Origin of the sequence: Streptomyces morookaense, from assembly GCF_013030945.1 — a bacterium.
GTDB classification, from domain to species: domain Bacteria; phylum Actinomycetota; class Actinomycetes; order Streptomycetales; family Streptomycetaceae; genus Streptomyces; species Streptomyces morookaensis.
In genome coordinates, this window is sequence record NZ_JABBXF010000111.1 from 16,973 (window position 1) to 28,470 (window position 11,498).

Below are 11,498 nucleotides of genomic sequence, written 5' to 3' on the forward strand. Positions count from 1 at the left end.
GGCGGGACCGGAGGCTCTTAGAAGCCCTCTTACAACACACGCCCACCCTGGCCGCATGGCTACTGCACCCACACGCCGGCTCGCCGTGGCGGCGGTCATCGCTGTCGCCCTCGGCCTCATCGCCTGGCCCGTTCTCAATTCCTTCGGCCTGTTCTCCGACAAGGGCGACTCCATGAGCTTCGGCCAGGGGGACACCGGATCCGGCTCCGCGGGCGGAACCGGCACGCTCATGCCCACCGGCCCGAAGGCGGACTTCAAGGTCGCCGGCACGGTCCAGGACGGCACCAAGATCGGTGTCGTCACCCTGGACGGCAAGAAGTCCGGCTTCAAGGGCAAGGTCTGGGTCTGGGCCCCCAAGCAGTACGACGACCCGAAGTACAAGAACAGCGGCTTTCCCGTGCTGATCGCCCTGCCGGGCGGCAACGGCTATCCCGTCAACTACTGGATGGGCACGGACCTCAAGCTGCAGCAGTCGATCAGCGAATGGTCGAAGGAGGGCAAGAGCCTGCCCTTCATCGTCGCCATGCCCGTCCTGAACCCGGACGACAAGAACTACTACGACGGCAGCGACATCCCGGGGCAACCGAAGATGGGCACGTGGCTCACGGAGGACGTCCCCGACCTCGTCAAGGCCAATTTCCGCACCCTGAAACAGCGCGAGGGCTGGGCCTTCATGGGTTCCTCGTCGGGCGGCTTCGCCGGCCTCAAGGCGGTGCTGCAGAAGCCGGACCGCTTCAAGGCCGTGATCGCCTCCGGGCCGGACATCGTCCCCGATTCACCGCTGTGGGCGGGACACGGGAAGGAGAAGGCGGCCAACAACCCCCAGCTGCTGGCCAAGCAGTTGATCAAGGCCAAGGGGCCGGACGTCTATCTGTCCTTCCAGGTCGGCACGAAGGAGAAGACGGCGATGAAGAACGTGAAGGATTTCATCGCCACGTACGGCAACAAGGGACCGGTGCACACCATGTTGAGCGAGATACCCGACGGGGAGCACAACGCCAAGACCTATGTCCCCAACATGGGGACGGGCCCGATCGAATGGATCAGCAAGCAGATGCAGGGGCCTGTGGCGGCGCCGTAGGCCTATCGGTCCGCCAACCCTCCCAGGGTCATGGCCAGTTCCACCGGCCGGGAGAACATCGGCCAGTGGCCGGTGGGGAGATGATGCAGGTCCATGCCGGCGAGCGGCGCGAAGAGCGGGCTGCCGCTCGCGGCGAGCTCGCGCAGTTGCCCGGGGGTGAAGGTGCAGGCGACCAGGGAGGACGGGACGGCGGGCAGTCCATGCGGCAGGTCGAGGCCCTCGGTGGCCGTGGCGAAAGGCTGTGGGGTGCACCGCTCCCGCAGGCGCGCGAGGTGCTCGTCGGTCAGCCCGGCCAAGTCGTGGGCGTCTCCCGTCCGCTCGAACGGCGGCACCGGCAGCCACTGGCCGTCCCCTTCCTCGGCCACTTCCTTCCGCCAGCGCTCCTGCGTCGCCGGATGGTTGAAGTCGATCACGGCCATTCCGGAGGGCAGCGGCGCGGTGTCGACGAACACCAGCCGCGCGATCCGCCCGGGAATCCGCGCGGCGGCGCCGGTGACGGGCACGTTCGCACCGCTGTGGCCGACCAGCACCACGTCCTGCAGGCCGTTGTCCTCGATGACGCGCACGATGTCGGCGATGTGCGCCTGCACGCCCGTCCCCGGCCCGGCCTCACCGGCCCGCTCCGCCAGGCCCGTCAGCGTCACCGTGTGGACCTCGTGCCCAGCGGAGCGGAGTTCGCGGGCCACGTCCTCCCAGGCCCAGGCACCGAGCCAGAATCCGGGGACCAGAACCAGTGCAGCCATGGGCGTTGTCTCTTTCCGTGGGCGACGTTCCCGGCACCGTAGCAACGCACGAGGACACCTGGTGTCCTCGTTCCCGCGCAACGCGCACTGCCCCCGCACCGTCTCACCGGGCGACGGGAACCGCACAGGGAGGGGACGGCCGTGAAGTGGCTTCGTACCGTGGCGTCGGCAGCGGCGCTGGGGGTCGTGTCCGTCGGGCCGGCGGCAGGGCCCGCCGTTGCCAAGGGCGGGATCGACTTCAAGGTGGTGGCGCACCGTACGGTGCGTGCCGGGCACGCCGTCGCGATCCACGCTCGCGGGGACGACGACGCGGTGACGTACACGAAGGTCTGCATCCAGGAGCGCACCGGCAGGCACGGGCCCTGGCACATGCTGAAGTGCGGTCGCATGGGTGTCCTGACGAAGGCAGACGTCAAGGTCACCCCGAGGCACCGGGGGGTCGTCCTCGCCTTCCGGGCCGTTCTTCTCGGGTCCGACGACCCTCACGACAGGCACCCCGCGGAGCTGCGCTCGTCGGCGGTGAGGACCGTGCGGGTGCGCTGAAAACCCCACCCGTACCGGCCGCTTGCGGCACTCTGAAGGGATGGCCGAATACCGCCGTCCCGAAGATCCACTCGCCGCCTACGAACGGCGGCGCCTGGCGCCGCTGGGGGAGGTGCGGCGGCACCGGCCGTGGCACGGGGGCGGGAGTCATGTGCGGCCCGGTGAGCCGCGCGTGCTGCTGGAGTGGGACGGGTTCGCCTACCAGGTGGCCGGGATCGCCCCCGATCTCCCGGCCGCGCGGGCGTGGGCGTCAGAGGCCGTGCCGCGCCAGGAATTCCAGTAGCAGCTTCTGCCACTCCTCCTGGCGTTCGACCATCACGGCGTGCCCCGCGGCGATCTCCGCGTACTCGGCCCCGGGGATACGGTCCGCCAGCAGGCGGGAGTTGGCGGGGGAGACCAGGTTGTCCCGGGTCGTGGCCACGACCAGCGTCGGCACCGCGATGCCCGGCAGGTCGGCCGTCGTGTCGGCCGTCGCGACCAGGCCCGCCTGGTCCGCCGTGCCCTCGGGGACGGCCGAGGCCAGCAGGTGCAGCAGCGCCGGGACCTGCTCCTGCGGCAGCGCGTTGAAGAAGTCCGTGCTGAAGGAGCTCAGCGCGCTGAAGCGGGCGAAGGCCTTGCGGTCGCCCGCGCCCAGCAGCGTGCGCCACAACTCAAGGGAGGCCAGCATGCGGTTGTCCGGTCCGGCCATGCCCGCGGTCAGCACGAGGCCGCGGACCCGCCCGGGGTGCCGTGCCGCCGCCCGTACGGAGACGAGCGTGCCGAGCGAGTAGCCGACGAGCGTGAAGGACTCCACGCCCGCCCCGGTGGCCGCGGCCACCAGCGCGTCGGCCAGGCCGTCGAGCGTGAGCGGCCCGGCCGGGAGGGGCGTCCCGCCCGAACCGGGGTAGTCCGGCGCCACGACCGTGTGCTGCTCGGCCAGCGCCGGCATGAGCGCGGCGAAATGCGCCGCGACACTGCCTCCCGCGCCGTGCGCGAGCGGCAGGCCGGGGCCCGCCCCGCGGACGGTGGTACGGAGCGGCGGCAGGGGTGTGTGCGTCATGGGCATGAGGGTGCCGTGTCGCCCCCGCCGGGCAGTATGACCTGGCTCACCGTCAGAGTCCGTGCCGGTCGAGGAAGTCCAGAATCAGCCCAGCCCACTCCTCGTACCGCTCGTGCATCACCACGTGTCCCGCCGCGACCTCCGCGTACTCCGCGCCCGGGATGCGGTCCGCGAGCCCGCGGGAGTGGGACGGGTGGATCAGCTCGTCCTCCGTCGTCGCGATGACGAGCGTCGGCACGGCGATGCCCGGCAGGTCGGCCGTCGTGTCCACGGTCCGTACCAGCGCGGCCTGTTCGGCGGAGCCGGCGGGCCACAGCGACGGGTCCGGGGCGAGCAGCGCGTCCGCCTCCGCCTGCGACAGGCCGTTGAGGTGCCGGCGCGACCAGCCGGTCAGCGTGCGGGACCGGGCGAAGGACGCGTGGTCGCCCTGCTCCAGCAGATGCGCCCACAGGCCGAGCGTGATGTCCGCGTGCCGGTCGGGCCGGGCCAGGCCCGCGGTCAGGACGAGCCCGTGGACGCGCTCGGGGTGCCGCGCCGCCGCCCGTACGGAGACGGCCGTGCCGAGGGAGAAGCCGACGAGGGTGAACGTCTCCACGCCCGCCGCCACGGCCTGTGCGACCAGGGCGTCGGCGAGCCCGTCGAGCGTCAACGGGCCGGTGGCACGGGGGGTTTCGCCCGAGCCGGGGTAGTCCGGCGCCACGACCGTGTGGCCTGCGGCCGCCAGGGCGGGGGCGAGGGCCGCGTAGTTGTCCGCGATGCTCCCGGTGGCGCCGTGGGCGAGCAGGATGCCGGGGCCCGAACCGGTGATGGTGGTGTGCAGAGCCGGAATGTTTGCCATGTGCGACAGGTTGTCCTGTGACACCGGTGTCAAGGTCAAGTCCGGAGGGGGCACGGGGTATGCGGATCGGTGAACTGTCGCGGCGGACGGGTGTGAGCCCGCGGTTGCTGCGGTACTACGAGCAACAGGGGTTGCTCGTGGCGGACCGTGATGCGAGTGGGTACCGCCGGTACGGGGCCGGTGCGGTGGAGACCGTCCGGCGGATTCGCGAGCTGCTCGCGGCGGGGCTCAACACCGGGGACATCGGCGAGGTGCTGCCCTGTGCGCACGGCGGGCCGGGGCTGGTGAGCTGCGATGTCACGCTGCGCGTGCTGGAGGGGCAACTGGCGCGGCTCGACGCGGAGATGGCGGAGCTGCGGCGGCGGCGCGAGGCGTTGACGCGGATTGCGCTGCGGGCCTAGCCGTCTTGCACGTGCGGGTCTGCTTGGGCTGGTCGCGCAGTTCCCCGCGCCCCTTTCGGGGCGCGGGGAAGGTGCAGTGCATGACCGTGCCCCGAAGGGGCGCGGGGAACTGCGCGGAGCGATCAGAAGCGGCGCGTGATGAGCGCCCGCTTCACCTCCTGGATCGCCTTCGTGACCTCGATGCCACGCGGGCACGCATCCGTGCAGTTGAACGTCGTGCGGCAACGCCACACGCCGTCCTTGTCGTTCAGGATCTCCAGGCGCTGCTCACCGGCCTCGTCGCGCGAGTCGAAGATGAAGCGGTGCGCGTTGACGATCGCCGCCGGGCCGAAGTACTGGCCGTCGTTCCAGAACACCGGGCAGGAGGAGGTGCAGGCCGCGCACAGGATGCACTTCGTCGTGTCGTCGAAGCGCTCCCGGTCCTCCGCCGACTGCCGGCGCTCGCGCGTCGGCTCGTTGCCCTTGGTGATGAGGAAGGGCATCACGTCGCGGTACGCCTGGAAGAACGGCTCCATGTCGACCACGAGGTCCTTCAGGACCGTCAGGCCCTTGATGGGCTCGATCGTGATCGGCTTGGCCGGGTTGATGTCCTTGATCAGCGTCTTGCACGCCAGACGGTTCTTGCCGTTGATGCGCATGGCGTCCGAGCCGCAGATGCCGTGGGCGCAGGAGCGGCGGAACGTCAGCGAGCCGTCCAGGTCCCACTTGATCTTGTGGAGGCCGTCGAGGACCCGCTCCTTGGGGTCGATCTCCAGCTCGAAGTCCTGCCAGGTCGCCTCGTCCGAGATCTCCGGGTTGAACCGGCGGACGCGGAAGGTGACCTTGATGTTGTGCGAGGTCTGCGCCTCGGCCTCGAGCTTGTCGAGAGTCGCGGTGCTCATCAGTACTTACGCTCCATCGGCTGGTAGCGGGTCTGCACGACCGGCTTGTAGTCGAGGCGGATGCTGTCCTTGCCGGAGGCATCCGTCTCGCGGTACGCCATGGTGTGCCGCATGAAGTTGACGTCGTCGCGGTTCGGGTAGTCCTCGCGGTAGTGACCGCCGCGGGACTCCTTGCGCGCCAGCGCGGACACGGCCATCACCTCGGCCAGGTCGAGCAGGTTGCCCAGCTCGATGGCCTCCAGCAGGTCGGTGTTGAAGCGCTTGCCCTTGTCCTGGACGGACACGTTCTTGTAGCGCTCGCGCAGCTCGGCGATCTTCTCGACGGCCGTCTTGATGGTCTGCTCGGTACGGAAGACCATGACGTTGGCGTCCATGGTCTCCTGCAGCTCCTTGCGGAGCACCGCGACCCGCTCGGTGCCGGTCGAGTTGCGCAGGTTCTCGACCTGCTTCTCGACGAGCTCGGCCGGGTTCTCCGGCAGCTCGACGAACTCGGCCCGGTGCGCGTACTCGGCGGCGGCGATGCCGGCCCGGCGCCCGAACACGTTGATGTCGAGCAGCGAGTTGGTGCCCAGGCGGTTGGCGCCGTGGACGGACACACAGGCGACCTCGCCGGCGGCGTACAGACCGGGCACGACGGTGTCGTTGTCGGCCAGCACCTCGCCCTGGACGTTGGTCGGGATGCCGCCCATCGCGTAGTGCGCGGTGGGCTGGATCGGGATCGGGTCCGTGTAGGGCTCGATGCCGAGGTAGGTGCGCGCGAACTCGGTGATGTCCGGGAGCTTCGCGTCCAGCTGCTCCGGCGGCAGGTGGGTGAGGTCCAGGTAGACGTGGTCGCCCTCGGGACCGCAGCCGCGGCCCTCGCGGATCTCCGTGTAGATGGAGCGGGAGACGACGTCGCGGGAGGCGAGGTCCTTCATGACGGGCGCGTACTTCTCCATGAAGCGCTCGCCGTCCTTGTTGCGGAGGATGCCGCCCTCGCCGCGGGCGCCCTCGGTGAGGAGGATGCCCATGCGCCAGATGCCCGTCGGGTGGAACTGGAAGAACTCCATGTCCTCCAGGGGCAGGCCGCGGCGGTAGCAGGCGGCCTGGCCGTCACCGGTCAGGGTGTGCGCGTTGGAGGTCACCTTGAAGAACTTGCCGGTGCCGCCGGAGGCGTAGACGACCGACTTGGCCTGGAAGATGTGGAGCTCGCCGGTGGCGAGCTCGTACGCCACCACACCGGCCGACTTCTTGACGCCGTCGACCTCGGTGATCAGCTGGTCCAGGACGTAGAACTCGTTGAAGAACTCCACGCCCTCCTTGACGCAGTTCTGGTACAGCGTCTGGAGGATCATGTGGCCGGTGCGGTCGGCCGCGTAGCAGGCACGGCGGACCGGGGCCTCGCCGTGGTTGCGGGAGTGGCCGCCGAAGCGGCGCTGGTCGATGGTGCCGTCCGGGGTGCGGTTGAACGGCAGGCCCATCTTCTCCAGGTCGAGGACCGCGTCGATGGCCTCCTTCGCCAGGATCTCGGCGGCGTCCTGGTCGACCAGGTAGTCACCGCCCTTGATCGTGTCGAAGGTGTGCCACTCCCAGTTGTCCTCCTCGACGTTGGCGAGGGCGGCGGCCATGCCGCCCTGGGCCGCGCCGGTGTGGGAGCGGGTGGGGTAGAGCTTGGTCAGCACCGCGGTGCGGCTGCGCTTCGTCGCCTCGATGGCGGCGCGCATGCCGGCGCCGCCGGCGCCGACGATGACGGTGTCGTACTTGTGGATCTGCATGTCTCGTCAGCCCCGGGCTCTAGCGGATGTTCGGGTCGAAGGTGAAGATCACCAGCGTGCCCAGCAGGACGGTGAACACCGTGGCCGTGTACAGCAGCATCTTCAGCCAGAAGCGGGTGGTGTCCCGCTCCGCGTAGTCGTTGATGACCGTACGCAGGCCGTTGGCGCCGTGCAGCATCGCGAGCCACAGCATGATGAGGTCCCAGGCCTGCCAGAACGGCGAGGCCCAGCGGCCGGCCACGAAGGCGAAACCGATCTTGCTGACGCCGCCGTCGAGGACGAGCTGGATCAGCAGGTGGCCGAGGACCAGGACGACGAGCACGATGCCGGACAGCCGCATGAACAGCCAGCCGTACAGCTCGAAGTTCGTGCGCGTGGACTTCGGCGTCTTCTTGGTGCGCTTGCGGGGCGGCTCGATGACCGGAGCCGGGTTGTCCGCGTCGAACAGCGACACGGACTCGTTCACCGCGGGGGTGGTGGTTTCAGCGGACATCTCGCGTCATCAGCTCCCGAACAGCGTGCGCAGCGTGTGCTGCAGCACGGGGTAGAAAGCGCCTGCCATCAGCACGACCCAGACACCGACAACCGTCCACAGCATCTGCTTCTGGTAGCGCGGGCCCTTGGACCAGAAGTCCACCGCGATGACCCGCAGGCCGTTGAGAGCGTGGAAGAGGATGGCGGCGACGAGGCCGTACTCCATCAGGTTGACGACGGGTGTCTTGTACGTCGCGACGACGTTGTCGTAGGCCTCGGGAGAGACGCGAACGAGAGCGGTGTCGAGGACGTGCACGAACAGGAAGAAGAAAATGAGGACGCCGGTGACTCGGTGAGCCACCCAGGACCACATGCCTTCCCGGCCGCGGTACAGCGTTCCAGCCGGCACGGAAAACCCTCCGGGAGCGGGGATTGGGGCCAGCCGGCTCTACTGTCGGTCGGGCCCGGCCGGGTACGGTCCACCGGCCCTGGCCATCGTAGCGACGCCTTGTCGGTTCGGTCTCCCGGGGTATGTCAGGTGTGATCAAACAGGCACGTACGGGCTAGCCGCCGGTGGCGTGAATCGGTTCGCCACGGGCCGTCAGCCGCTCGCGCAGGGTGCGCAGGAGCAGGTCAAGGGCCTCCTCGGGGCCCCGCTCCGGGGCCGGGGGAAGCAGCAGGGGCTCGCCGAACCGGCTCTCGTAGGCCGCTCGGGCGACCCGCAGCGCCTCGTCGGTCTCCGCGGAGATGTCGGGCGTGCCCGGGGAAACCGGGGCGGTCCGGTCCTTTCGATCGAGTCGGTCGAGAACGTGCAGGGCGGGCTCCTCGGTGATCGTGGCGAAGCCTGAGCGGGATCAAAACGTAACGACACTTCTCGGCCACCGGCCGGCGGATGCCCGAATTTCCTTCGTACGGGTCGTACGGACGTCCTTCCGGGCGGGTCCTCGCCGCCGTTGCATAAAAAAAACCTATCTTCTCCCTGAATGGGAGGTTTTGCTCCATGCGACTGTCCAACCGACTGCCCGTCAGGATCACCCGCACGGCTGCCATCCGGGGGACCGTCTCCGCCCTCGCCCTCCTCGCCGCCATGTCCGTCATGGGCTGCCCGCGCAGCACCGGCAGGCACGGCGCCACGGATGACGCCCGCTCCCTCCCGGCCTCCGCCGCGCCCTCCTCCAGCACGGCCCCCGCGCCCCCCGGCCCGCCGGGCGTCGTCCCCGCCGTCCGCTCCTTCACCGCCCAGGGCGGCCCCGGCTGGCGGCCGGGCGCCGGGGCCCGGGTCGTCGCCGACCCCGGCGGGCCGCTGGCCGACGCGGGCCGTCGGCTCGCCGACGACCTCGAGCTGAAAGCCGACGCCGGCCCCGCCCGCCGCGGCGACATCGAACTCGCCCTGCGCCCCGGCCAGAGCGGCGGGCCCGAGGGCTACGAGCTCACCACCCACGACGGCAAGGTGCTCATCACCGGCGCCGACGAGGCCGGCGTCTTCTACGGCACCCGCACCGTCGTCCAGGCCGTGCGCTCCGGCGGCGGACTGCCCGAGGGCACCGTCCGCGACAGCCCCGACCGCCCCCAGCGCGGCCTCAACCTGGACATCGCCCGCAAGTTCTTCACCGCCGCCTGGATCAAGGACCGGCTGCGGCAGATGGCCGACCTCAAGCTCAACCAGCTCGGCCTGCACTTCTCCGACGATCAGGGCTTCCGCATCGCCAGCGACTCCCACCCCGAGATCGTCTCCCCCGAACACCTCACCAAGGCCGAGGTGCGCGGCATCGTCGACCTCGCCTCCTCGCTGCACATCACCGTCGTCCCCGAGATCGACTCGCCGGGCCACCTCGGCGCCGTCCTGGCCGCCCACCCCGATCTGCAGCTCCGCGACGCCGGGGGCACCGTCGCCCGCGGCGCCGTCGACATCGCCGACCCGGACTCCGCCGCGGTCGTGGACGACCTCATCCGCGAGTACGCCGACCTCTTCCCCGGCCCCTGGTTCCACCTCGGCGCCGACGAGTACCGCGCCCTGATGAGCAGGGACCCGCAGGCCTCGTACCCCCGCCTCGCCGAGGCCGCCCGGCAGAAGTACGGGCCCGGCGCCAAGGTCCAGGACCTCGCCACCGGCTGGCTCAACGGCCGCGCCGCCCTCGTGCGCTCCCTCGGCAAGACGCCCAAGGCCTGGAACGACGGCTTCTTCCGCGACGGCGTGGTCACCCCCGACAAGGACATCGAGGTCGAGTACTGGACCGGGAAGGAGCTGGGAGCCCGGCCGCCCGCCGAGTACCTGGACGAAGGACGCCCGCTCGTCAACCTCAACGACGAGTACCTCTATTACGTCCTCGGCGAGCCCAACCAGTTCCGCTACCCGACGGGGGAGCGCATCCACGGGCAGTGGTCGCCCGCCGTCGTCCGCGGCACCACGCCCGTCGCCGCCGGGCAGTCCGGGCCCGACCGCATCCTCGGCGGGCGGTTCGCGATCTGGTGCGACAAGCCCGACGCGCAGACGCCGGACCAGGTCGCGAACGGCATCCGGCTGCCGCTGGCCGCGACCGCCCAGCGGCTGTGGAACCCGGCGAAGCCGCAGCAGCCCTGGCAGGACTTCGCCGCACTCGTGGGACGGGTGCTTCGCTGAGACGTCTTCCGCGGGCTCGTTGTGGTTGCTCGCGCCGTTCCCCGCGCCCCTTCGGGGCGCGATCCCCTAACCTTCCGGAGGTGGAGGCACCGCAAGCGCACCGGAACTGAGGGCACGATGAAGATCGAATTCCTCCTGCACAACGCCTACGGCATCGGCGGCACCATCCGCTCGACCGTCAACCTCGCAGCCGCCCTCGCCGACCGGCACGACGTACGGATCGTCAGCGTCAACCGGCCCGCCGACGACCCCGAACTCACCATCGACCCCCGCGTGCGCCTCACCCCGCTGCTGGACTTCCGCGCGGGCGAGGAGAGCGAGGAGTACCGCTCCCCCCTCAACCAGCGGCCCAGCGCCCTCTTCCGCGACGAGCGCATCGACAACGGCCTGATGGCCGCCACCGCCCTCACCGACGAGAAGGTCGCCGCCCACCTCGCCGCCACCGACGCCGACGTCGTCATCGCCACCCGCCCCAAGCTCATCGGCTACCTCGCCGAGTACGGCACCGGCCGGTACCTGCGCATCGGCCAGGAACACCTCACCCACGAGGCCCACGTCCCCGCGCTGCACGCCGTGATGGACCCCGCCATCGCCGCCCTCGACGCCTTCACCACCGTCTCCGAGGCCGACGCCGGCCACTACCGCGAGGCGCTCCCGGACGCCAAGGCGAAGATCCTCCCGATCCCCAACGCCGTTCCGGCACCCGTGGCCGAGCCCTCGGACGGCACCTCGAAGCTGATCGTCTCCGCCGGCCGGCTCGTCGCCGTCAAGCGCTACGACCGCCTGATCGCCGCCTTCGCGAAGATCGCAGCCGAGCGCCCCGACTGGAACCTGCGCATCTACGGGCGCGGCCCCGCCAAGCCGAAGCTGCGGAAACAGATCGAGGACCTGGGCCTCTCCGAGCGGATCACGCTCATGGGCGCCCGCTCGCCCATCGAGACCGAGTGGTCCAAGGGCGCGATCGCGGCCGTCGCCTCCGACGCCGAGTCCTTCGGCATGACCATCGTCGAGGCCATGCACGCGGGCCTGCCCGTCGTCGCCACCGACTGCCCGCACGGCCCGCGCGAGATCATCGCCGACGGCACCGACGGCATCCTCGTCCCGCTCGACGACTCCGATGCCGT

General features: G+C 70.4%; 14 protein-coding genes. 7 read left to right on the top strand and 7 right to left on the bottom strand.

The features are described from left to right. The first annotated feature begins 55 nt into the window (after nucleotides 1–55). A complete protein-coding gene (locus tag HG542_RS31890; protein WP_171087666.1) occupies nucleotides 56–1,081 on the top strand; it encodes an alpha/beta hydrolase in 1,026 nt (341 codons plus the stop codon). A gap of 2 nt (nucleotides 1,082–1,083) precedes the next feature. Here the strand turns inward: HG542_RS31890 and HG542_RS31895 are convergent, their stop codons facing one another. Continuing rightward, a complete protein-coding gene (locus HG542_RS31895) occupies nucleotides 1,084–1,824 on the bottom strand; it encodes an alpha/beta hydrolase (protein WP_171087668.1) in 741 nt (246 codons plus the stop codon). 141 nt (nucleotides 1,825–1,965) lie between these two features. Between HG542_RS31895 and HG542_RS31900 the strand changes: the two genes are divergently transcribed. Then, entirely contained in the window at nucleotides 1,966–2,367 is a 402-nt protein-coding gene (locus HG542_RS31900; RefSeq protein WP_171087669.1) for a hypothetical protein, read from the top strand. Between the two features lie 40 nt (nucleotides 2,368–2,407). Next, entirely contained in the window at nucleotides 2,408–2,650 is a 243-nt protein-coding gene (locus HG542_RS31905) for a DUF6087 family protein (protein ID WP_171087671.1), read from the top strand. On the opposite strand, the gene HG542_RS31910 is transcribed toward HG542_RS31905, so the two are convergent. Continuing rightward, the gene (locus HG542_RS31910) at nucleotides 2,618–3,406 is read right to left on the bottom strand and encodes an alpha/beta fold hydrolase (RefSeq protein ID WP_171087673.1); all 789 of its coding nucleotides are present in this window, start codon (nucleotides 3,404–3,406) and stop codon (nucleotides 2,618–2,620) included. The two genes, HG542_RS31905 and HG542_RS31910, sit on opposite strands and share 33 nt — an antisense overlap. 52 nt (nucleotides 3,407–3,458) lie before the next feature. Then, nucleotides 3,459–4,244, bottom strand: coding sequence for an alpha/beta fold hydrolase (locus tag HG542_RS31915; protein ID WP_171087675.1), 786 nt, complete (start codon nucleotides 4,242–4,244; stop codon nucleotides 3,459–3,461). Nucleotides 4,245–4,303: 59 nt separating this feature from the next. Here HG542_RS31915 and HG542_RS31920 point away from each other — a divergent pair, with 59 nt between their 5' ends. Then, complete coding sequence (locus tag HG542_RS31920) at nucleotides 4,304–4,645, top strand: MerR family transcriptional regulator (protein WP_171087677.1); 342 nt, start codon at nucleotides 4,304–4,306, stop codon at nucleotides 4,643–4,645. 122 nt (nucleotides 4,646–4,767) lie between these two features. Here HG542_RS31920 and HG542_RS31925 read toward each other — a convergent pair whose 3' ends face one another. Genes HG542_RS31925 through sdhC form a run of 4 tightly spaced genes read right to left on the bottom strand, consistent with a single transcriptional unit; the run spans nucleotide 4,768 to nucleotide 8,163 of the window. Further along, the gene (locus tag HG542_RS31925; protein ID WP_171087678.1) at nucleotides 4,768–5,526 is read right to left on the bottom strand and encodes a succinate dehydrogenase iron-sulfur subunit; all 759 of its coding nucleotides are present in this window, start codon (nucleotides 5,524–5,526) and stop codon (nucleotides 4,768–4,770) included. After that, nucleotides 5,526–7,280 (bottom strand): succinate dehydrogenase flavoprotein subunit, encoded by a 1,755-nt coding sequence (gene sdhA, locus HG542_RS31930; RefSeq protein WP_171087680.1) that lies wholly within the window; start codon nucleotides 7,278–7,280, stop codon nucleotides 5,526–5,528. Before sdhA ends, HG542_RS31925 begins: the two co-directional genes overlap by 1 nt. 19 nt (nucleotides 7,281–7,299) lie before the next feature. Next, on the bottom strand, nucleotides 7,300–7,773 hold the full coding sequence (locus HG542_RS31935; protein WP_171087683.1) for a succinate dehydrogenase hydrophobic membrane anchor subunit: 474 nt from the start codon (nucleotides 7,771–7,773) through the stop codon (nucleotides 7,300–7,302). A 9-nt stretch (nucleotides 7,774–7,782) separates the two neighbouring features. Further along, a complete protein-coding gene (gene sdhC, locus HG542_RS31940) occupies nucleotides 7,783–8,163 on the bottom strand; it encodes a succinate dehydrogenase, cytochrome b556 subunit (protein WP_171087685.1) in 381 nt (126 codons plus the stop codon). A 169-nt stretch (nucleotides 8,164–8,332) separates the two neighbouring features. Between sdhC and HG542_RS31945 the strand changes: the two genes are divergently transcribed. From HG542_RS31945 to HG542_RS31955, 3 genes are all read left to right on the top strand, one after another. After that, the gene (locus HG542_RS31945) at nucleotides 8,333–8,602 is read left to right on the top strand and encodes a hypothetical protein (RefSeq protein ID WP_171087687.1); all 270 of its coding nucleotides are present in this window, start codon (nucleotides 8,333–8,335) and stop codon (nucleotides 8,600–8,602) included. Between the two features lie 152 nt (nucleotides 8,603–8,754). Further along, entirely contained in the window at nucleotides 8,755–10,374 is a 1,620-nt protein-coding gene (locus HG542_RS31950; protein WP_171087689.1) for a beta-N-acetylhexosaminidase, read from the top strand. A gap of 117 nt (nucleotides 10,375–10,491) precedes the next feature. Next, on the top strand, nucleotides 10,492–11,498 hold a 1,007-nt coding region (locus tag HG542_RS31955; RefSeq protein WP_171087692.1), incomplete at its 3' end, for a glycosyltransferase.

Excerpts from the sequence above, each read along its gene's own strand:
- HG542_RS31890 (WP_171087666.1), top strand. The coding sequence starts at position 56 with ATGGCTACTGCACCCACACGCCGGCTCGCCGTGGCGGCGGTCATCGCT.
- HG542_RS31895 (WP_171087668.1), bottom strand. The coding sequence starts at position 1,824 with ATGGCTGCACTGGTTCTGGTCCCCGGATTCTGGCTCGGTGCCTGGGCC.
- HG542_RS31905 (WP_171087671.1), top strand. The coding sequence starts at position 2,408 with ATGGCCGAATACCGCCGTCCCGAAGATCCACTCGCCGCCTACGAACGG.
- HG542_RS31910 (WP_171087673.1), bottom strand. The coding sequence starts at position 3,406 with ATGACGCACACACCCCTGCCGCCGCTCCGTACCACCGTCCGCGGGGCG.
- HG542_RS31915 (WP_171087675.1), bottom strand. The coding sequence starts at position 4,244 with ATGGCAAACATTCCGGCTCTGCACACCACCATCACCGGTTCGGGCCCC.
- HG542_RS31920 (WP_171087677.1), top strand. The coding sequence starts at position 4,304 with ATGCGGATCGGTGAACTGTCGCGGCGGACGGGTGTGAGCCCGCGGTTG.
- HG542_RS31925 (WP_171087678.1), bottom strand. The coding sequence starts at position 5,526 with ATGAGCACCGCGACTCTCGACAAGCTCGAGGCCGAGGCGCAGACCTCG.
- sdhA (WP_171087680.1), bottom strand. The coding sequence starts at position 7,280 with ATGCAGATCCACAAGTACGACACCGTCATCGTCGGCGCCGGCGGCGCC.
- HG542_RS31935 (WP_171087683.1), bottom strand. The coding sequence starts at position 7,773 with ATGTCCGCTGAAACCACCACCCCCGCGGTGAACGAGTCCGTGTCGCTG.
- HG542_RS31950 (WP_171087689.1), top strand. The coding sequence starts at position 8,755 with ATGCGACTGTCCAACCGACTGCCCGTCAGGATCACCCGCACGGCTGCC.